Source organism: Jatrophihabitans sp. (genome assembly GCF_046262535.1).
Lineage (GTDB): Bacteria > Actinomycetota > Actinomycetes > Mycobacteriales > Jatrophihabitantaceae > Jatrophihabitans.
Map to the genome: position 1 here is coordinate 1 of NZ_JBHEMO010000107.1, position 18,558 is coordinate 18,558.

At 70.0% G+C, this 18,558-nt stretch carries 22 protein-coding genes and 1 tRNA gene; 18 read left to right on the top strand and 5 right to left on the bottom strand.

Annotated features, from left to right (window positions below; translation table 11 throughout):
* A partial coding sequence (gene rpmG / locus ABR571_RS14450) for a 50S ribosomal protein L33 (protein ID WP_409453936.1) occupies nt 1-86 on the top strand: 86 nt, incomplete at its 5' end.
* 136 nt (nt 87-222) lie between these two features.
* Here rpmG and ABR571_RS14455 read toward each other — a convergent pair.
* Nucleotides 223-1,158, bottom strand: a complete 936-nt coding sequence (locus tag ABR571_RS14455; RefSeq protein WP_409453904.1) for an AurF N-oxygenase family protein — start codon at nt 1,156-1,158, stop codon at nt 223-225.
* Nucleotides 1,159-1,314: 156 nt separating this feature from the next.
* Between ABR571_RS14455 and ABR571_RS14460 the strand changes: the two genes are divergently transcribed.
* The 5 genes from ABR571_RS14460 to ABR571_RS14480 are packed head-to-tail and all read left to right on the top strand — an operon-like array spanning nt 1,315 to nt 4,687.
* Nucleotides 1,315-2,007: a TetR family transcriptional regulator gene (locus ABR571_RS14460; RefSeq protein WP_409453905.1), complete on the top strand. Its 693-nt coding sequence runs from the start codon at nt 1,315-1,317 to the stop codon at nt 2,005-2,007.
* Nucleotides 2,004-2,324: a DUF4873 domain-containing protein gene (locus ABR571_RS14465; protein ID WP_409453906.1), complete on the top strand. Its 321-nt coding sequence runs from the start codon at nt 2,004-2,006 to the stop codon at nt 2,322-2,324. The genes ABR571_RS14460 and ABR571_RS14465 overlap by 4 nt, the downstream gene beginning before the upstream one ends.
* 31 nt (nt 2,325-2,355) lie before the next feature.
* The gene (locus ABR571_RS14470; RefSeq protein WP_409453907.1) at nt 2,356-2,805 is read left to right on the top strand and encodes a MaoC family dehydratase N-terminal domain-containing protein; all 450 of its coding nucleotides are present in this window, start codon (nt 2,356-2,358) and stop codon (nt 2,803-2,805) included.
* The gene (locus ABR571_RS14475; protein WP_409453908.1) at nt 2,802-3,218 is read left to right on the top strand and encodes a MaoC family dehydratase; all 417 of its coding nucleotides are present in this window, start codon (nt 2,802-2,804) and stop codon (nt 3,216-3,218) included. Before ABR571_RS14470 ends, ABR571_RS14475 begins: the two co-directional genes overlap by 4 nt.
* Nucleotides 3,215-4,687 (top strand): M1 family aminopeptidase, encoded by a 1,473-nt coding sequence (locus tag ABR571_RS14480; protein ID WP_409453909.1) that lies wholly within the window; start codon nt 3,215-3,217, stop codon nt 4,685-4,687. Before ABR571_RS14475 ends, ABR571_RS14480 begins: the two co-directional genes overlap by 4 nt.
* Nucleotides 4,688-4,758: 71 nt before the next feature.
* Here ABR571_RS14480 and ABR571_RS14485 read toward each other — a convergent pair whose 3' ends face one another.
* Entirely contained in the window at nt 4,759-5,949 is a 1,191-nt protein-coding gene (locus ABR571_RS14485) for a pyridoxal phosphate-dependent aminotransferase (RefSeq protein WP_409453910.1), read from the bottom strand.
* Nucleotides 5,950-6,092: 143 nt separating this feature from the next.
* Here ABR571_RS14485 and ABR571_RS14490 point away from each other — a divergent pair.
* The 5 genes from ABR571_RS14490 to rplA all read left to right on the top strand — a co-directional run bounded on the left by ABR571_RS14490 (nt 6,093) and on the right by rplA (nt 8,813).
* A tRNA-Trp gene (locus ABR571_RS14490) sits at nt 6,093-6,165 on the top strand.
* A 34-nt stretch (nt 6,166-6,199) separates the two neighbouring features.
* A complete protein-coding gene (gene secE / locus ABR571_RS14495) occupies nt 6,200-6,433 on the top strand; it encodes a preprotein translocase subunit SecE (protein ID WP_409453911.1) in 234 nt (77 codons plus the stop codon).
* Between the two features lie 258 nt (nt 6,434-6,691).
* Entirely contained in the window at nt 6,692-7,546 is an 855-nt protein-coding gene (gene nusG, locus ABR571_RS14500) for a transcription termination/antitermination protein NusG (protein WP_409453937.1), read from the top strand.
* A gap of 33 nt (nt 7,547-7,579) precedes the next feature.
* Nucleotides 7,580-8,011 carry a 50S ribosomal protein L11 gene (gene rplK / locus ABR571_RS14505; protein ID WP_409453912.1) on the top strand — a complete coding sequence of 144 codons (432 nt, stop codon included), beginning with the start codon at nt 7,580-7,582 and terminating at the stop codon, nt 8,009-8,011.
* Between the two features lie 91 nt (nt 8,012-8,102).
* Nucleotides 8,103-8,813 (top strand): 50S ribosomal protein L1, encoded by a 711-nt coding sequence (gene rplA / locus ABR571_RS14510; protein ID WP_409453913.1) that lies wholly within the window; start codon nt 8,103-8,105, stop codon nt 8,811-8,813.
* 119 nt (nt 8,814-8,932) lie between these two features.
* Here rplA and ABR571_RS14515 read toward each other — a convergent pair whose 3' ends face one another.
* A complete protein-coding gene (locus ABR571_RS14515) occupies nt 8,933-9,787 on the bottom strand; it encodes a T3SS effector HopA1 family protein (protein ID WP_409453914.1) in 855 nt (284 codons plus the stop codon).
* A gap of 259 nt (nt 9,788-10,046) precedes the next feature.
* Between ABR571_RS14515 and ABR571_RS14520 the strand changes: the two genes are divergently transcribed.
* From ABR571_RS14520 to rplL, 7 genes are all read left to right on the top strand, one after another.
* The gene (locus tag ABR571_RS14520) at nt 10,047-10,634 is read left to right on the top strand and encodes an RNA polymerase sigma factor (RefSeq protein WP_409453915.1); all 588 of its coding nucleotides are present in this window, start codon (nt 10,047-10,049) and stop codon (nt 10,632-10,634) included.
* Complete coding sequence (locus tag ABR571_RS14525) at nt 10,634-11,137, top strand: carboxypeptidase regulatory-like domain-containing protein (RefSeq protein WP_409453916.1); 504 nt, start codon at nt 10,634-10,636, stop codon at nt 11,135-11,137. The genes ABR571_RS14520 and ABR571_RS14525 overlap by 1 nt, the downstream gene beginning before the upstream one ends.
* Before the next feature lie 178 nt (nt 11,138-11,315).
* Nucleotides 11,316-13,040, top strand: a complete 1,725-nt coding sequence (locus ABR571_RS14530; protein ID WP_409453917.1) for a S8 family peptidase — start codon at nt 11,316-11,318, stop codon at nt 13,038-13,040.
* 49 nt (nt 13,041-13,089) lie between these two features.
* Nucleotides 13,090-13,587 (top strand): carboxypeptidase regulatory-like domain-containing protein, encoded by a 498-nt coding sequence (locus ABR571_RS14535; RefSeq protein WP_409453918.1) that lies wholly within the window; start codon nt 13,090-13,092, stop codon nt 13,585-13,587.
* A gap of 6 nt (nt 13,588-13,593) precedes the next feature.
* Nucleotides 13,594-16,149 (top strand): CHAT domain-containing protein, encoded by a 2,556-nt coding sequence (locus tag ABR571_RS14540; protein WP_409453919.1) that lies wholly within the window; start codon nt 13,594-13,596, stop codon nt 16,147-16,149.
* Between the two features lie 192 nt (nt 16,150-16,341).
* On the top strand, nt 16,342-16,986 hold the full coding sequence (gene rplJ, locus ABR571_RS14545; protein WP_409453920.1) for a 50S ribosomal protein L10: 645 nt from the start codon (nt 16,342-16,344) through the stop codon (nt 16,984-16,986).
* A 51-nt stretch (nt 16,987-17,037) separates the two neighbouring features.
* Entirely contained in the window at nt 17,038-17,427 is a 390-nt protein-coding gene (gene rplL / locus ABR571_RS14550; protein WP_409453921.1) for a 50S ribosomal protein L7/L12, read from the top strand.
* Nucleotides 17,428-17,435: 8 nt separating this feature from the next.
* On the opposite strand, the gene ABR571_RS14555 is transcribed toward rplL, so the two are convergent.
* Nucleotides 17,436-18,332, bottom strand: coding sequence for a hypothetical protein (locus ABR571_RS14555; RefSeq protein WP_409453922.1), 897 nt, complete (start codon nt 18,330-18,332; stop codon nt 17,436-17,438).
* Nucleotides 18,329-18,544 (bottom strand): hypothetical protein, encoded by a 216-nt coding sequence (locus ABR571_RS14560; protein WP_409453923.1) that lies wholly within the window; start codon nt 18,542-18,544, stop codon nt 18,329-18,331. The genes ABR571_RS14555 and ABR571_RS14560 overlap by 4 nt, the downstream gene beginning before the upstream one ends.
* Between the last annotated feature and the right edge of the window lie 14 nt (nt 18,545-18,558).

Genomic DNA, 18,558 nt, shown 5'->3' on the forward strand with positions numbered 1-18,558 from the left:
ACCGGCGCAACGACCCCGACCGGCTCTCGATGAACAAGTTCTGCCCGAACTGCGGCAAGCACACCGAGCACCGCGAGACGCGCTAGCGCGGCTCGCCCCACCGAAGCCCCGCCCGGCATCTGCCGCGGCGGGGCTTGCCGTCTGCTCAGCCTGTGTGTGGCTTCGCTGCGGGGCGACACGCCGCCGCATCACCCGCTACGTCGCCACACCCGGCGCGAACCGCTACGCCAGCAGGTGAGCGCGGCGGTAGATGAGGCGGGCCACCGGGTTGATCATCCCGACCTCGCCCAGGAACGGCATGATCTTCTCGGCCATCCACCGCTTGGTCTCATGGAAGTTCGGGTTCGCCCGCGCCGCCCGCCGGGCCTGCTTGCGGTCGAGCCCGGCCGCCTCATAGACCTTCGGGCTGATGATGCTCTCGGCGATGATGGCCGCCGCCAGCGCCGCGAACACCTGGTGGAACCACAGCACCGGGCCGCCGCGCAGCGGCCCGCGGGCCCGGGCCATGTCGCGGACCAGTTCCTCGCGGGCGAAGCGGACGTGGCGCGCCTCTTCGATCACATGGATGCGCGCGACCATGCGGGTCATCGGCTGCAGCCGCTCGTCGGCCATCCCCTCGCGCTGCAGGCGGTCCAGCAGCTCCTCGGCCACCAGCGTCGCCGCCCACATCGACGGGCCGGTCGGGGCCACGAAGCGGAACAGCTTGCCCAGGTGGTGCACCACGGGGTGCGGCTTGTAGTGCTCGCCGCCGTACTTGTCGGCCCAGCGGGCGAACATCACCGAGTGCCGGGTCTCGTCACCGATCTCTGTGAGCGCGTACTGCGTGTGCTCCGAGGCGGGGTCCTGGTTGTACGCGTGCGCGGCCAGCATGCCCATCAGCAGGATCTCGAACCACAGGCCGACGCGGGCCACGCTGATGACCTCGGCCTTGGAGAGCTCGATGCGCTGCGCGTCCGTCATCGCCTCCCACAGCGGCGTGCCGAACAGCGACACCCGCTCGGGCTGCATGTGCCACGCGCCCTCGACCGGCGGGGCATCCCAGTCGATGTCCAGATCGGGGGAGTAGGAGTTCTTCGCCGACGACCCGAGGAGCCGCTTGGCCGTCTTCTCGCGGGGATTCACGGTCGGCGTACCTGTCTCGCTCCGTACGGCAGTCACGACGATTCCCTTCTGTCGATCCACATGTAACACTCTGTCGCGCTAACTCCAGCTAGCGTAACTCCGAGTGAAAGCCGTGACAAGGTGTCTCGCCTAGATTCCTCGGCCCGACTAGAGTTCGACGGCGACGAGCGAGGATGGGCGGGGGTGCAGCGCATGACCGAGGACGCAACGGGCTCGGCCCCCGACGGCCGCCGCCTGCGCTGGACCGAGCACCGGGCCCAGCGCCGGGCTGCCTTCGTCGCTGCCGGCGTCGACGCCATCGACCGCCACGGCCCCGGCGCGAGCGCCGAACAGATCGCCGAGGCCGCCGGCGTGAGCCGCACCGTCCTGTACCGCTATTTCCGCGACCGCGAGGACCTGGGCCAGGCCATCGCCGACCGCATCGTCCGGGCCGTCGTGGACAGCGTCCTGCCCAAGCTGCAGCTGTCCCCCGAGAGCACGCCGCGGGACGTCATAACCGCCGCCATCGGAGTGATCGTGGGCTGGCTGGACGAGCACCCGAACCTCTACCACTTCCTCCGCAGTCGCCGCACCGGCGCGTCACTGGACTCGGTCGAGGGGACGCTGGCCGACAACGTCGCCGCGTTGCTCAAGTCGATGATGATGATCTTCGGCATCGACAGCGAACAGGCCGAGCCGGGGGCCTACGGCATCGTCGGCTTCGTCGAGTCGGCCGGCAGCTGGTGGCTGCAGAACCGCACGATGAGCCGCGAGCGGTTCACGGGTGTCGCGACTGCCGGCGTCTGGCACCTGCTCGAGGGCACCGCCCGCGACTTCGGCGTGGAGCTCGACTTCGACAAACCGCTCCCGCTCGGGACGCTGATCGCCGCGGAGGGGACGTCATGACCGAACACCCGGAAGAGGACGGCTACGACGGGCCGGCCGAGCTGCTCGACGGCGACGCCGTCGTCGCGGTGACAGTGAAGCTCGCCGGTCACTTCGACCCGATCAGCGGCAAGTACAGCTGGTACGGCCGGGTCGCGGCCAGTCCCGAGGTGGCCGCCCTGGTGGCCGACGGCGCACGGCGGGTGCGGTTGCGCACGCCGCACGCCGAGGTCGAGACGGCGCTGTCCGACGTCGACCCGTGGGGACGGCCGCGCGTCGAGGGCCTCGGCGCGGCGCCGTTCGAGGTACTGACGACGCTGCCGGCCGAGGCCGAGTAGCCGAAGGCGCCGCCTCGGCTAGCCTCGCCGTATGCCTGTCGACGCCTCATATATCGGGCGGGTGTATCCGCCGACGGCTCCCTACGAGGTCGGCCGGGAGAAGATCCGCGAGTTCGCCGATGCGGCCAACGACCCGAATCCGGTGTACCGCGACCGGGCCGCTGCGCAGGCCCTCGGCTACGCCGACGTGATCGCGCCGCCGACGTTCCCGATCATCCTGACGCTCAAGGCGGGGCACCAGGTGATCACCGATCCCGACTTCGGCATCGACTACTCGCGCGTCGTGCACGGCGAGCAGCGTTTCGTGCACCACCGTCCGGTCACCGCCGGCGACGTCTTGCAGGTCGTCGTCACGGTCGACGACATCCGGGTGGCCGGCGGCAACGACCTCGTCAACACCCGGGCCGAGGTCAGCACCGTCGACGGCGAACCGGTCGTGACTGCGCACTCGACGATCGTCGCCCGAGGACCCGCTTCATGACCGCCGTGTCCGTCGGGGACGAGATCGCCGCGCGCGAGTTCCCGATCAGCCGGGCCGACCTCGTCCGCTACGCCGGGGCGTCGGGCGACTTCAACCCGATCCACTGGAACGAACGCTTCGCCAAGAGCGTGGGCCTGCCCGACGTCATCGCCCACGGCATGTTCACCATGGCGACGGCGATCCGGGTGGTGACCGACTGGACCGGCGACCCCGGAGCCGTGCTCGAGTACTCCGTCCGCTTCACCCGACCGGTCGTCGTGCCCGACCCGGACGGGGCAACGCTCACGGTCGGCGGTTCGGTGCGTTCCATCCGCGAGGACGGCCTGCTCGAGGTCGACCTCACCGCCACCGTCGACGGGCAGACCGTCCTGGCCAAAGCCCGCGCCGTGGTGCGCCCGCCTCGGACGGGATGACTGTGGCGCCGCGCGCGGGGCGGGCGGCGCCGTTTGCCACGCGCGCGGCGGCGTTGCTGGGCGCGGGCGGACTCCTGCTCGCCGCCTGCACCTCGACGACAGCGGGGCACGGAGTGGCCCGGCCACCGTCGTCGCGCAGCACCTCGACCAGTCCCTCGAGTCCGCCGTCGTCGGGCCCGAGCGCCCGCCGGCCGGACGACTGCTCGACCTATGCCCAGCCCGACCCCGACCGGCCGCGGATGTCGCTGAACTTCCGCATCGCGGCCGATCACCGCACCGTGCACGGTGCGGAGCGGATCTTGTTCCGCGCCGACCGTCCCGTCACCGAGCTGATCTTCCGCCTGACGGCCAACACCAAGCCGACGGTCGAGGAGGGCAACAAGATCGTCGTGACGGCCGCCTCGGCCGACCATGGCGCCGGCAGGTACCGGTTCTCCGCCGCCAACGCCGACCCCTCGACGCAGGGCGGCCTGCTGCACATCCCGTTCGGATCGACCATCCCGGTGGGCACCGCGGTGACCGCGTCCGTCGATTTCGACCTGACCCTCGGCCGGGAGACGTTCGACCGGTTCGGGCGGTCCGGCGCGTTCGCCTACTTCGGGTCCGCCCAGCCGCTGCTGGCCTGGGAGCGCGGATACGGCTGGCACACCGAGGACATGCTGGACTTCACCGCCGAGAGCGCGACCAGCGAGGCGATGCAGGTCGATCTGACGGTGACCGCGCCGGCCCGGGACGTGGTGATCGCGTCCGGCGATCCGGCCGACCCGCCGACTGGCGCAACGACCCGTACCTGGCACTCGACGATCGACGCGGCGCGCGACGTCAGCGTCGCCGCCGGGCCGTTCGCCGTCTCCGACAGCCACGTCAACGGCGTCAGGGTGCGGGTCGGGGCGCCGAACCCGGCCATCCGCGACGCCCTCGTGCCCGAGTTCCGCCGGGCCATCCTCGAGCTCGCCGGGTTCTTCGGCCCGTTCCCGTTCCCGTCGCTGTCGGTGGCGCGGCTACCCACGCAGGGCGGCGGGATCGAGTACCCGAGCTCGATCCTGATGCTGGACGGGTCCCGGTTGGTGGCGGTGCACGAGACGGCGCACCAGTGGTTCTACGCGATGGTCGGCGACTCGCAGGCGCTGCATCCGTGGCTGGACGAGGCGTTCGCCGAGTACGCCGAACAGCTAGTGGACGACGACCAACCGCACGACGGCGCCCTGCACGCGCCAGGCACCGTCGATGCGTCCACCGAGTCCTACGGTGCCGACCAGAACGCCTACTACTTCACGACCTACAACAAGGGCGCCGCCGCCCTGCACGCCGCCCGGGAGGCCGCCGGTCGCGCGAAATGGGACGCCGCACTGAAGTGCTACGTGGCCGCCAACGCCTGGCGCATCGCCAATCCGAAGGACCTGCGCGCGGCGATCGCCAAGCTGCCCGCCGGAATCGCCGTGCTGCGGTCGGCCGGCGCCCTCACCTAGCCCCGGCTTTGCACCTTTCAGGGCTGCAAATCGGACCGATCTGCAGCCCTGAAAGGTGCAAAGCCGAGCACTCAGCTTTCCGCGACGAGCTTGGCGATCCGGCCGACACCCTCGGCCATGTCCTCGTCGCCCAGCGCGTAGGACATGCGGACGTAACCGGGCGTGCCGAACGCCTCACCGGGAACGACCGCGACCTCGACCTCTTCGAGGATGATCGTGGCCAGCTCGGCCGAATCGGCGGCCGTCCGCCCGCGCAGTGGCACGCCGAGCAGACCCTTCACCGACGGGTAGGCGTAGAACGCGCCGAGGGGCTCCGGGCAGACGACTCCGGGAATCTCGGACAACATCGAGACGATGGCCTTGCGGCGCCGGTCGTACACCGCGCGCATCTCGGCGACCGCTGACAGGTCGCCCGACACCGCAGCCAGCGCCGCCACCTGGGCGACGTTGCTGACGTTGGACGTGGCGTGCGACTGCAGGTTGGTCGCGGCCTTGACGACGTCGGTCGGGCCGATCAGCCAGCCGACGCGCCAGCCGGTCATCGCGTAGGTCTTGGCCACCCCGTTGAGGACGACGACCTTCTCGCCGGCCGAATGGGCGATCGAGACCATCTCCGCGTCGCCGTAGACCAGGTGCTCGTAGATCTCGTCGGTGACCACCCAGAGGTCGTGCTCCTTGGCCCAGCTGCCGATCGCCTCGACCTGGTCGCCCGGGTAGACCGCGCCGGTCGGGTTCGAGGGGGAGACGAACAGCAGCACCTTGGTGCGGTCGGTGCGAGCGGCTTCGAGCTGCTCGACGGTGGCCAGGTAGCCGGTCGTCTCGTCGGTGACGACCTCGACGGGGACGCCGCCCGCCAGCTTGATGGCCTCGGGGTAGGTCGTCCAGTACGGAGCGATCAGCAGCACCTCGTCGCCCGGGTCGAGCAGGGTGGCGAAGGCGTTGTAGACGGCCTGCTTACCCCCGTTGGTGACCAGCACCTGGGCGGCATCGACGTCGTAGCCGGTGTCGCGCTTGGTCTTGCCGGCGATGGCCCCGCGCAGCTCCGGCAACCCGGCCACGGGCGTGTAACGGTGGTTCTTCGGGTCGCGGGCCGCCGCCACAGCGGCCTCGACGATGTAGTCAGGAGTGGGGAAGTCCGGTTCGCCGGCGCCGAAGCCGATGACGGGGCGGCCGGCGGCCTTGAGCGCCTTGGCCTTGGCGTCCACGGCCAGGGTGGCTGATTCGGCGATTGCGGCGATACGGTCGGATACGCGTGCTCCCATGGCTCAATCGTCCCAGACGCCGGCCGCCGGTTTCACGCCCACTCAGGCGGGACGGCAGCGAGTTGGAGGCTCCGCCGCCCGACCCGTAGACTGACGAACCGGGTCCTTGTGGCCGTGCGTCAGCATGCGCGCGCACTGGTCCTAGGGGCGTGGCTCAATTGGTAGAGCACCGGTCTCCAAAACCGGCGGTTGCAGGTTCAAGTCCTGTCGCCCCTGCGCAGTGTCAGAAGTCGTTCGAGAGGAAGTCACCGTGACCGCAACTCGCACCGAGTCACCGTCCGCGCGCCCGGCCAAGGGTCGCGGGGGGCTGCCGACGCGGTTCGTCCGCGAGAGCGTCTCGGAGATGCGCAAGGTCCTGTGGCCCTCGCGCAACGAACTGGTGACGTACTCGATCGTCGTGATCGTCTTCGTGGTGATCATGGTCGCGATCGTCGCCGGCCTGGACTTCGGCTTCGCCAAGCTGGTGCTGCAGGTGTTCGGCTGACCGCTGGCCGACCCCGCCCGGGGCGAGACCGCCACTTACTGAGCTAGACCTCTACTGAGCCAGAGAAGAGAGATCGTGTCCGAGTACGACGCCGCCGGCGACAACGCCGTGAGCGACGAGACGTCCGCCGTGTTCCGAAGCGAATCGGCCGAGGCCGCCGAGAGCGGACCCGCCGACCTCGCCGCCGCTGCCCGCCTGCTCGGCGCGGGCGAGGACCTGCCGCCCGCCGCCGACAACGACGACGACACCGAGGGCGATCTGAGGCTCGGCGCGACCGACCACGAGCCCGTCTCCTCCGTCGCACCGGACGAGCCGGTCGCGGACGCCGAGCCGGTCGCGGACGCCGAGCCGGTCGCGGACGAGGCGCCCGCCGTGAACGGGGTCGAGCCGGCGGTTGCCGAGGCCGATGCGGTCGTGACCGACGTCGCCGATGCTCCCGTCGAGGACCCCACTCCCGTCGCCGAGGCCGAAGCCGCCCCGGTCGACGAGCCGGTCGAGGACGAGGACCCGGTCGAGACCCTGCGCCGCGAACTGCGCACCCAGTTCGGTGACTGGTACGTAGTCCACTCCTACGCCGGCTACGAGAACAAGGTGAAGACCAACCTCGAGAGCCGCATCCAGTCCCTCGACATGGAGGACTACATCTTCCAGGTCGAGGTGCCGACCGAAGAGGTCGTCGAGATCAAGAACGGGAAGCGCCAGCAGGTCCAGCGCAAGGTCTTCCCCGGCTACATCCTCGTCCGCATGGAGCTCACCGACGACTCGTGGGGCGCGGTGCGCAACACGCCCGGCGTCACCGGTTTCGTCGGCGCCACCTCACGTCCGTCCCCCTTGAGCCTGGACGAGGTGGTCAAGATCCTCGCTCCGGAGGTCAAGCGGGCGGAGAAGCTGGGCCAGCCCGGCAAGGGCGGCGCCGCCGGCGCCGACAAGCCGCTGGTCACCGTCGACTACAGCATCGGCGAGTCGGTCACCGTCATGGACGGCCCGTTCGCCACGCTGCCGGCGACGATCAGCGAGATCGACGCCGTCCACCAGAAGCTGCACGTGCTCGTGTCGATCTTCGGCCGCGAGACACCCGTCGAGCTGGCGTTCAGCCAGGTCTCGAAGATCTAGACACACAACCCGTCGAGAAGAAGAAGAGAAGTCATGCCTCCCAAGAAGAAGCTCGCCGCGGTCATCAAGCTGCAGATCCAGGCGGGCGCAGCCAACCCGGCCCCGCCGGTCGGCCCGGCGCTCGGTCAGCACGGCGTCAACATCATGGAGTTCTGCAAGGCGTACAACGCGGCCACCGAGTCGCAGCGCGGGCAGATCGTCCCGGTCGAGATCTCCGTGTACGAGGACCGCTCGTTCACCTTCGTCACCAAGACGCCGCCGGCCGCGCGCCTGCTGCTGAAGGCCGCGGGTGTCGAGAAGGGCAGCGGCGAGCCGCACACGAAGAAGGTCGCCAAGGTGACCATGAAGCAGGTGCGCGAGATCGCCGAGACGAAGATGGAAGACCTCAACGCCAACGACGTCGACCAGGCCGCCAAGATCATCGCCGGCACCGCCCGCAGCATGGGCATCACTGTCGAGGGCTGAGTTACCGCAAGACCGTGGGAGGACGGCGAAGGTCGCCGTCCGCTGACCACAGACCCGCACGATCCAGGCGGGAGAACGGAGAAGCACCGAAATGAAGCGCAGCAAGTCCTATCGCCAGGCCGCCGAGCTCCTCGAAGAGGGCCGTATCTACTCGCCGCTGGAGGCTGCCGGCCTGGCCAAGCAGGCGTCGCCCACCAAGTTCGACGGCACCGTCGAGGTCGCCATGCGCCTGGGGGTCGACCCGCGCAAGGCCGACCAGATGGTCCGCGGCACCGTCAGCCTGCCGCACGGCACCGGCAAGACCGCCCGTGTCATCGTCTTCGCCACCGGTGCGAAGGCCGAAGAGGCCCGCGCCGCCGGTGCCGACAAGGTCGGCAGCGACGACCTGATCCAAGAGATCACCGACGGGTTCCTGGACTTCGACGCCGCAATCGCCACGCCGGACCAGATGGCCAAGGTCGGCCGGATCGCCCGCGTGCTCGGCCCGCGTGGCCTCATGCCGAACCCGAAGACCGGCACCGTCACGCCGGACGTCGCCAAGGCCGTCGCCGACATCAAGGGCGGCAAGATCAGCTTCCGCGTCGACAAGCAGGCCAACCTGCACCTGGTCATCGGCAAGTCGTCGTTCTCGCCCGAGCAGCTCGTCGAGAACTACGCCGCCGCCCTCGACGAGGTGCTGCGGTCCAAGCCGTCGTCCAGCAAGGGCAAATTCCTGAAGAAGGTCACCTTCTCCACGACGATGGGCCCCGGCATCCCGGTCGACGCCAACCGCACCCGCAACCTCCTTGAGGATGCCGTCTAACTGCCCTCGCTCCGCTCGGGCGGACTTCCCGCTTTACCCCCGCCTTCCCTCCTCGCTCGGGCCTTCGGCCCATTGCTCGTCAGTCCAGGCGGGGGCGCGGGGAAGTCGTTGTGGTTCCGTCAGCTAGCGCGGTAGGGGCTGCGCGGATCTATGCCGTGGGCGTTGAACACGGCGGCGATCGCCCGTAGCGGGGTCTTGTCGCTGACCGGGTGCCGTAGCGCCATCGCCACCAGGTGGCAACGGTGCTCGCCGAACGTCATGCCATTGTCCGGGTACTCGGCCACGCCCACGCCCGGGGCGACGGGCAGGCAGAGCGGCGAGACGACCGGACGCAGCAGCGGCTCCAGGTCGTCCAGCAATCCATCCGCCAGCGCGTCCAGGCTGGGCAGGTCCAGCACGGCGCAGCCGTAGCGAGCGATGCGGCGCGGGTCGATCGCCAGGCCGAAGGACCACGGCGTCGGCGCCTGCACCAGAGCGCCGGTCACGGTGGCCACGAACTCGGCCAGTGCGTCCGGCCGCGGCGTCATCAGCAGGCGCACGGAGCCGGCCCGGGTGCGCGGCGGGATCCACTGCCCGCCCCAGGTGCGCCACCAACCGCCGATGCGCAGGACGTCGTGGCGTCGGATGACCGACAGATCGTCGCGGCGGATCCGCGCGGAGCTGCCGGCGTGGGCGGCACGGTAGATGCCGGCCAGAGGCGGCGTGTGGCGCAGCGGCTCCAGGTCCCCGGCCACCGGATTGAACCACTCGCGGTAGAGCAGCCCGGCGACGCTGAGCCGGTCGATGGCCGGCCGGGCCAGCTCGATGGCGGTCTCCAGTTGCGGCACGGCCCAGGTCGGCCAGGGGCCGGCCGCGGCGCCCCCTGAAAAACGTTCCGCGGCCGGCCTCTGGGATCCGATCGACTCGGCGGCAGCCCGCGGCCCGTCCATACCCCCCGCGAGGACGGCACCGCTGCTCGGCAACTCGGTCGCCATGGGTCCACCTCCGTCGATCGTCAGGGGGGAGGAGATCGCCGGAGCCGGATTGATACAACGGACTTCGCGTATCAGGCGGTGACCCTCTCTGCTCCTAGTACGCAATGAGGGCCGGCTGCGGTTCGTGTGGTGGTGGACTGTGGCCCACGCCCCTACGCTCTGCTCCGAGACGAACCCGAACAGATCGCGAGGATCCGATGTACGTTCCCCGGCCCCGGCCTGACGGCGCCCGGCCGAAGCCTTCGGAGATCGCGCAGTCATGATCGACGCCGAATCCGTACCAGAAACGCAGTCCAGCCGGGCTGCCGACCTCTTCCGGGCCTTTCGGGCGGGCGATGAGGCGAAGATGGGCGACCTCGTCGCGTTGCTGACGCCGTTGCTGTGGCACACGGCGCGCGCCCAGCGTTTGGACGCCCAGGCCGCCGAGGACGTCGTCCAGATGAGCTGGTTGGCGCTGGTCCGCTCGGCGGAAGCCATCGTGGAACCGCAAGCAGTCATGCAATGGCTGATCGTCACCGTCCGCCGTGAGGCGTGGCGGATGGTCAAGAAGAGCGATCGGGTCGAGCCGCGCGAGTTCGAAGCGGATGATCTGGTCACGTCGTCGGGAGACCTACCCGAAGAACAGGTAATTCGCGACCAGGGGGACAGCCGGCTCTGGCAACACATCGGCCAGTTGTCGGAGCGGTGCCGCGCGCTGCTGCGAGTGGTCGCCTTCGCCGACCGGCCGGATTATGCGTCCGTCGCCGAAGCCCTCGGGATGCCGGTCGGCAGTATCGGTCCGACCCGCGGTCGATGCCTGGCCAAGCTGCGGCAGCTGCTGGCCGACGACCCGGCCTGGGAGTTGTGATGTCGGCGCCACGTGACCCAGACCTCGATCAGTTGGCCGCTGGTGAGCTCGACGACGTCGACGACCGCATCCTGTCAGCCGTGGCCGCCAGGTACTCCGAGGTCGATCCCATGCCGTCGGGTCTGGTCGACCGGGTCCAGTTCGGCATCACTCTCGACGCGCTTCACGGCGAGATCGCCGAGCTCGAACGCGGCAGCATGGTCGGTGTCCGCTCCGACAACGCGACCGAAGCGCAGACCGTCACCTTCACCAGTTCCACTCTGAGCTTGATGATCACCATCTCACCGACGTCGGCCGACGAGGCGCGCATCGACGGCTGGGTGGTCCCCGGCGCGGGTGCCGTGGTCGATCTGCGGCTCGTCGACGGCTTGCTGAGCGAGACGGCGGACGCCGACGGACGTTTCGTGTTCCACGCGGTGCGCCGCGGATTTGCGCAGTTCATCGTGCGTCTTCCGGGCGACGACACGCGCCCCCCGGTGATCACCCCGTCGATCGAGGTCTGACCGGCCGAGAACGAGCTCCGCATCGCCGACGTGCCGCGCGCCCCGGCGACGTATCAGCCGTCGGCCGGGCGTCCTCCTCCAGGTGTTGAACCGACATCGTTCCCCCAGTGGTGTGTGCAGGGCCGGAGCCCTACGCTTCGCCACCAGCGAGAACGCCGCTGACGAGACGAGGTCGAACATGCCGCAAGACGAGGACCGGATTCGGGGCCGCGTCCCCATTGGTCGGGAACGCCTGTCCGGACGCGGCAGCGTCATCTCGAGCGACCCGGTGATCTCGGTGCCGCCAGAGCTGCTGTCCCGCTACAACGCGCGGGTGCTGGATCCGGTGACCGCGGTGCTCGAGCCCCTTCTCGCGAACAGCCCCCAGCCGCCGCCCGTCAGGTCAACTGTGTACATCGCCGATCACCTGCTGGTGCGAAGCCGGCTGCAGGAAGACAGCGGTGCCTTTCCGTTGCTCGCCGAGGTGGCCGACCATCTGGGGCTTGACCTCACCGTCGACGACCGGGACGCCCTCATCGCCGACCGCGCACGAGAGGCAGACGCGGCCGAGCTCCCGGCGCCGGTGACGCTGGTCCGGTTGACGCGCAGGCTGGCCGCAGCTGAGGCGCCTACGGACCTCAGCGTCCTCCGTGACCGGCCGCGGCCGTCGCCGACCCTCTCCACCGCCAAACCGGCTCCGCCGCCGCTACCGGCGCCGCCGCCTGACGCGTGGGTGGTCCTGCAGGCGTATCGGAGCCGGCTCGCCCCGGACGCCCCGGAACGGGCTGACGTCAGCCTCGACCATCTGTTGTGCATGGCGCCGTACGGGTCGTTCAGCCCCTACGGCTCGTTCAGCCCCTACGGCTCCTTCTCCGGAGATCTCGCCGCGGGGTACACCGGCGAGTACGCGGTGCCCGGCCACGGCGGACGGATGCCGGTCGCCTGGGTCGGCGACGCACCGCGCCGGACTCCCGACGACGAATTCCGCGGCCGCAGGCCCGTGGTTGCCGTGCTCGACACCGGTATCGGGGAACACGACTGGCTGACGCCGGACATCGTGTCCCGCGACGCGTCACTCGCCTCGTTGCTCACGAACGCGCAACCCAGCCCCGACGCGCCCCTCGTCGGCGCGCTGAGCCCCGACTTCGGGCACGGCACCTTCATCGCCGGCCTCGTGCGACAGAAGTGCCCCGACGCCAGCATCCTCGACATCCCGATCGGGCAGGGCGACGGCGTCCTGCGAGAGTCCGACATCCTCTACCTCTTCCGAGCCCTGCTGCTCCGCCAGGTGACGGCCCAGCGGAGCAATCCGGCTGACGTGATTGATGTCCTGTGCCTGTCCTTCGGCTACTACGACGAACAACCGGAAGACGCCGTGTTGGACCACAAGCTGTGGCACGAGTTCGCTGCCCTCGGCAAGGTCGGCGTGTCGGTCGTCGCATCGGCGGGCAACGACTCGACCTATCGGTGCTTCTACCCCGCGGCATATTCCCCGCATGCGGCCGGACTGGTTACCGCGCCCGATCACGACTGCGTCCCAGTCATCAGCGTCGGGGCGACCAATCCGAACGAGCGGTCCGTGGCGTTGTTCAGCAACGCCGGCGACTGGGTCGCCTGTCACCGCGTCGGCGCGGCGGTGGTCAGCACCTTCCCCCGCGACGCCAACGGGTCCATGCAGCCGTCGGAAGCCACAACTGTGGTGGGGGATGGACTTCGCTCGACGATCGACCCGGACGACTTCACCAATGGCTCGAGCGGCGGATTCGGCACGTGGAGCGGCACGTCGTTCGCGTCCCCCATTCTCGCCGGCGAACTCGCCCAGGCCCAGCTTGACGGGGGAGGCACTGAGGACGTCGATCCGGCGAGCTGCTGCAATCGGGCGTGGAAGGCCGTCGCGGACGTCGTGGGGATACCCCGGCCATGACGGTGGGGGTCCACCGCCGGCGCGCGTGCGGCCCGGACGGTGGCTCTGGATGACCGGGGACCGAGCACTCGACCTCCACGCGCTCGCGGCCCAACCGCTCGACGAGACCGATGTCGCGTTGCTGCGCGCGGTAGCCGCCGAGCACGAGGCGAGGGACGGAGCCCCGCCCGGGCTCGTCGACCGCCTTCAGTTCGGTGTCACGCTCGACGCGCTCCAGGCGGAGGTCGCTCGGCTTCAGCGAACGGACGGCCTTGTCGGCGCCCGCGGTGGCGATGCGGCCAACGTCCAGACCGTCACCTTCAGCACCGAGCACGTGAGCGTCATGGTCACGGTCTCTCCGGCGGGTCCCGACCGCGTCCGCATCGACGGATGGGCTCCGCCAGGGGGCGGTATCTCGGTGAAGATTCGGATGCCCGCCTTGCAACTGGACGCCACCGCGGACAGCGACGGACGCTTCGTCTTCGCCGAAGTTCCTCGGGGGCTCGCGAAGTTCGTCATCCGGCACGCGTCGCAGCCTCCGTTCGTGACTCCGTACATCGAGCTTTAGGCCGCCGTGGCAGTGGACGTCGAGGACGGACTGTCGCGCGCTCGGCGTGTGCATGCGAAGGCGGTCACTGACGGTCGGTTCGGGCACGCGGCCCGGGCCATCCGCGGCCTGAACCGGGCGCTGACAATCGCCGAACAGGCTGACGTTCCGGCGGCCGAACTCGACTCGTTCGCCGCCGAGGTCTGGTTGACGCTGGCGGTCATCGAAGCCGAAGTGCACGGAGTCGAGCGCGGACTGCAGGCCATCGCCGAAGCGGCGCGGCGCGCCGGTGGCATCGCGGACCCGGCGCTCAAGGTCCGCGTGCACAGCAACCATGGGTTCATCGCATCGCGCGCCGGCAAGCTCGACCTCGCGATGGAGCAGCTGCAGCTCGCGCTGGCGATGATCGACCACGCAACCCCCCATGACCGATTCGCGATCTTGCTCAACACCGCCAACCTGAATCTGTATCGCGGGGAGGTATCGGCGGCCCGCGGGCTGCTGACCAGGGCCGCCGCCGTCGCCGAGGCCGAGGACCTCAATTACGGCCGGTTCATGGCGTTGCACAACCTGGGTTACACCGAGTTCCTGGGCGGCAACCTGCCCGCGGCGCTGGCCGCGATGGACACCGCCGCCCGCATCGACGTCGACGTCTCCCGCGGTATATGGGCGCTGGACCGAGCCCGAATCCTGATGGAGGCCGGCCTCATCCGCGAAGCGGACGACACGCTGGCGGAGGCGGCGCGGATCTTCGCCGCTGACCGACAGGTTCAAGACCACGGCGAGGTGGAGGTGGCCCGAGCCGAGTGCGCTCTGGCCAGCGGGGACGTGGCCGCCGCCCGACGATTTGCCGGGCGCGCCAGGGACCGATTCCGCCGGCGCGGCAACACGATCTGGACGCGGACCGCGGAACTCGTCCTTCTTCAAGGCGATCTTGCGGCCGGGCGGCCGGGATTGCGTCTCGCTCCCGTCGCCCAGCGTCTCGCGACGCAACTCGACGCGGACGGCCTCGTCGTGCGCGGCGAAACGGCGGCGCTCATCGGAGTGGAGGCGCTCCTGGCGGCCGGTCTGATCGTCGATGCCTCGGCTGCACTGGAGCGCCTCGACCGAGAGGTCAGGAATCAGCCGATCACCGCCCAGCTCCACTCCGGCTACGTCCATGCCGCCGTCGACGCGGCGAGCGGACGGACGACCGCGGCGTCGCGTCGAATTCGGCGCACGCTCGGGCAGTTGGCTCGCTACCAGGCGAGCTTCGGCAGCATCGACCTGCGTACGGCGTCCGCGGTGCATGGTCGGCGCCTTGCCGAGCTCGACATCACGCTGGCGCTACAGCGCGCTCGTCCTGCTTCCGTCTTCGCCGCCGCGGAGCAGGCTCGGGCCGTCACCAGCCGCCTCCCCGCCGTCCGCCCCCCGGACGACCCGGTCGCGGCCGAGTTGCTCGCCGAGTTGCGGCAGACGGTCGAGGCCCTCCGCACGGCCGAGCACGACAAGTCGCTGGCACGGAAGCGACGTGATCTCGAGCGTCGGATCGTTGCCCGCAGCTGGACGTTGACCGGGACGGGCGCTGTCGAGCGGGCGGCGTCACTCGACGAAACTCGCGCCGGCCTGGCTGATCGTGGTCGCACGCTGATCAGCTACGTACAGGCGGGCGGGAATCTGGCCGCGGTCACGGTCGGTGAACGGAGCCGCCTGTACGAGCTCGGACCGGCCGCACCGGTCATCGAGCTGGCTCGGCGCTGCCGCGCCGATCTCGACGTCTTGGCGCAGAGCCAGTTGCCGGAAGTCATCCGGACCGCGGTGCGGGCGTCACTGCAGACCTCGCTGAGCGCGCTGGACGCGGCCTTGCTCGGGCCGCTCCAAGTGGACGGGCCCTTGGTCATCGTCTCCACCGGCATGCTGGGCCAGTTGGCGTGGGCGTCGCTCCCGTCACTGCGCGGGCGGTCCATCGTGGTCGCGCCGTCGGCCACCAAGTGGCTGAAATCGACGACCGTCCGAACCGGCGGCCCGGTGTCGGTCACTGCGGTGGTCGGTCCTGACCTCGGGCGGGGGACCGACGAGGCGTCCGCAGTCGGTGCAGCTTGGGGTGGGAAATCGAAGATCCTCGCCGGCGATCGCTCCAGCTGCGCCGCCTTCACGAGCGCGATGAGTTCGACCACCGTGCTGCACGTTGCGGCACACGGCGTCCATCAGCCCGAGAACCCGCTCTTTTCCTCCGTCCGCATGGTCGACGGGCCGGTATTCGCCCATGAGCTCGACCGGAGTGCGCGAGCGCCTGAGCACGTGGTGCTCTCCGCCTGCGAGGTCGGGCTGGCGACGATCCGGCCGGGCGACGAGGCGCTCGGCCTGGCCAGCGTCCTGCTCCATCTGGGCACCCGAAGCGTGATCGCCGGTGTCGCCCGGGTCGGTGACGACATCGCCGCCGACACGATGGCGGCCTACCACCGCAAGCTGGCGGCCGGGGCCGATTCGTCCGCCGCCTTGGCCGAGGCGTTGTTCGAGGCCGATACCGACGTGACGCCGCCGTTCGTCAACTTCGGCGCCGCGTGGGCGGCGAATTTGGAGACCGCGTCGCCGGTCGCGTAACCTCGACAACGATCCAACCGAAGACCGCTGGTCGTCGCGTGCGCGCACGCGATCGAACGCCTCCGTAAGCGTCGGAGCGGCCCGCGCAGGATGGACGGTACGGCTTCTTGCCGCCCCGTGCGCCCTGCGCCGGGGCGTTTCTCGTTTTCGGGCAATCAGACCGGCCTGACGAGAAACGAGAGGAGGTAGCACATGCCGAACACCGAGAAGGTCGGCGCAGTTGCCGAGCTCACCGAGCACTTCAGCTCGTCGTCCGCCGCGGTCATCACCGAGTACCGCGGTCTCACCGTCAAGCAGATCACCGACCTGCGCCGTGCGCTGGGTCGCGACACCACTTACGCGGTCGTCAAGAACACGCTCACCAAGCGGGCCGCGTCCGAGGCCGGCGTCGTGATCGACGACAGCCTGCTGCAGGGCCCGACGGCGATCGCCTTCGTCAAGGGCGACGCGGTCGACGCCGCCAAGGGGCTGCGTGATTTCGCCAAGGCGCACCCGCTGCTGGTCATCAAGGGCGGAGTCCTCGACGGCAAGCCGCTCACCGCCGACGAGATCAGCAGGATCGCCGATCTCGAGTCCCGCGAGGTGCTGCTCGCCAAGCTGGCCGGTGCCCTGAAGGCACTGCCCACCCGCGCCGCCGGCCTGTTCCAGGCTCCGCTGTCGCAGATGGCCCGCCTGGCCACGGCGCTCGAGGAGAAGAAGGCCGCGGACGCACCTGCCGAGGCACCCGCCGACGCCGCCGCTGAGGCTCCTGCCGACGCCACGGCTGAGGCTCCCGCCGACGCCACCGCTGAGGCTCCTGCTGAGGCAACCGAACCCCCCGCCGAGCCGGCGGAATAACACCCCAATCGATCTGCCGGCTACCCGGCGACAAAGGAAAGGAACGCCATCATGGCGAAGCTCAACACCGACGAGCTGCTTGACGCTTTCAAGGAGATGACCCTCCTCGAGCTCAGCGAGTTCGTGAAGCAGTTCGAGGACACCTTCGACGTCACCGCCGCCGCGCCCGTCGCGGTGGCCGGCCCGGCCGGCCCCGCCGCCGGTGCCCCGGCCGAGGCTGCCGAGGAGCAGGACGAGTTCGACGTCATCCTCGAGTCGGCCGGCGACAAGAAGATCCAGGTCATCAAGGAGGTGCGCACGCTCACGAGCCTCGGTCTGAAGGAGGCCAAGGACCTCGTCGACGGCGCGCCGAAGCCGGTCCTGGAGAAGACGAACAAGGAGAACGCCGAGAAGGCCAAGGCTGCCCTCGAGGGTGCCGGCGCCACGGTGACCGTCAAGTAAGCACCGCACTACGCCCCACGGGCGGTCCGCATCAGCGGGCCGCCCGTGGTTCGTTGAGTCGGCGACCTTCCTGCGCGGGCAGCCCGCTGAGGCTCGAGGTGCAGGAAGATCCACAAAATTAAGGCGTCAGCTCGGCCAGCGCCGCGGCGTCGAGCGAACCGGCCTCCGCCGCCGCTTCGTACGTCGCCCGGACGGACGGCTCGAGGGCCGCGTAATGCTCGGCCATCCGGGCGATCCGTTCGGGGGCCGAGGTTGTCCACCAGCTCCGCCAGCTCCGTCCACAGCCCGAACTCGGCCGCCGCGGTCAGCAACCGGTCGAGCTGCTCGTCGGTGAGCAGGGCGCCGATGTCGTCCAGGCGAGTGACGTCGTCGAGCACGAAGCCGATCCGCAACAACTGTTCGCCGTCGAACTCGGCCACCGACGCGGCGAGCCCGTCCTCGGTCACCTGGGTGACGAACCCGCCGATCACCACCCACTCCTCGCGCCGGGCGAGTTCGGCGGCGACCGCGGCGACCCGCGCCGCCGGGATCGCGGCGATGATCTCCGGCGCCCGCGAGGCGTCCATGAACGACGAGACGTCGGCCAGGTAGGACTCCGAGATCCGCCCGACGAGCTCGGCGGCCCGCTTGGGTTCGAGCAACTCCGCCGTCCGCGCCGCGATGAGCGGAGGAACGACCGCCTCCGTCAACTTGGCCGACACCGCACCCGGCACCGTCTTGGTCAGCGCGGCCATCCGGGCGAAGTAATGACGGTCGTTCTGAAACATCGCCTCGCCGACCTGGGCGCGCAACGTCCGCAGATCCTCGGCCGGCACGTCGGCCAACATCTGGACCTGCGACTCGTCGACGTCCAAGGCATGCGCGAGCTTGCGGAGCTCGGCGGTCGTCTGGGGCCCGGCGCTCATCCGAGCAGCACCTTCTTGACGATGCCTCGCACCGGGAAGGGCACCTGCTTCAGCGCCGCGGTGAACGCGTCCTCCAGGCTCTGCGTCTGGCGGCGGCGCGAGTCCTCGAGCAGTTCGGCGAGAGCTGACCGTGCTCCCACGTCCAGGGCGGTCACTGATTCGGGGGGCTCGGCGCCCAGCAGCTCGCGCAGGCGTTCGTCGGGGTCGGCCATGAGACATGCACTCC

Bases quoted from the DNA above. Each gene is read 5' to 3' on its own strand.
- ABR571_RS14460 (WP_409453905.1), top strand. From the start codon at position 1,315: ATGACCGAGGACGCAACGGGCTCGGCCCCCGACGGCCGCCGCCTGCGC.
- ABR571_RS14465 (WP_409453906.1), top strand. From the start codon at position 2,004: ATGACCGAACACCCGGAAGAGGACGGCTACGACGGGCCGGCCGAGCTG.
- ABR571_RS14470 (WP_409453907.1), top strand. From the start codon at position 2,356: ATGCCTGTCGACGCCTCATATATCGGGCGGGTGTATCCGCCGACGGCT.
- ABR571_RS14475 (WP_409453908.1), top strand. From the start codon at position 2,802: ATGACCGCCGTGTCCGTCGGGGACGAGATCGCCGCGCGCGAGTTCCCG.
- ABR571_RS14480 (WP_409453909.1), top strand. From the start codon at position 3,215: ATGACTGTGGCGCCGCGCGCGGGGCGGGCGGCGCCGTTTGCCACGCGC.
- ABR571_RS14485 (WP_409453910.1), bottom strand. From the start codon at position 5,949: ATGGGAGCACGCGTATCCGACCGTATCGCCGCAATCGCCGAATCAGCC.
- rplK (WP_409453912.1), top strand. From the start codon at position 7,580: ATGCCTCCCAAGAAGAAGCTCGCCGCGGTCATCAAGCTGCAGATCCAG.
- rplA (WP_409453913.1), top strand. From the start codon at position 8,103: ATGAAGCGCAGCAAGTCCTATCGCCAGGCCGCCGAGCTCCTCGAAGAG.
- ABR571_RS14515 (WP_409453914.1), bottom strand. From the start codon at position 9,787: ATGGCGACCGAGTTGCCGAGCAGCGGTGCCGTCCTCGCGGGGGGTATG.
- ABR571_RS14520 (WP_409453915.1), top strand. From the start codon at position 10,047: ATGATCGACGCCGAATCCGTACCAGAAACGCAGTCCAGCCGGGCTGCC.
- ABR571_RS14525 (WP_409453916.1), top strand. From the start codon at position 10,634: ATGTCGGCGCCACGTGACCCAGACCTCGATCAGTTGGCCGCTGGTGAG.
- ABR571_RS14530 (WP_409453917.1), top strand. From the start codon at position 11,316: ATGCCGCAAGACGAGGACCGGATTCGGGGCCGCGTCCCCATTGGTCGG.
- ABR571_RS14535 (WP_409453918.1), top strand. From the start codon at position 13,090: ATGACCGGGGACCGAGCACTCGACCTCCACGCGCTCGCGGCCCAACCG.
- rplJ (WP_409453920.1), top strand. From the start codon at position 16,342: ATGCCGAACACCGAGAAGGTCGGCGCAGTTGCCGAGCTCACCGAGCAC.
- rplL (WP_409453921.1), top strand. From the start codon at position 17,038: ATGGCGAAGCTCAACACCGACGAGCTGCTTGACGCTTTCAAGGAGATG.
- ABR571_RS14555 (WP_409453922.1), bottom strand. From the start codon at position 18,332: ATGAGCGCCGGGCCCCAGACGACCGCCGAGCTCCGCAAGCTCGCGCAT.
- ABR571_RS14560 (WP_409453923.1), bottom strand. From the start codon at position 18,544: ATGGCCGACCCCGACGAACGCCTGCGCGAGCTGCTGGGCGCCGAGCCC.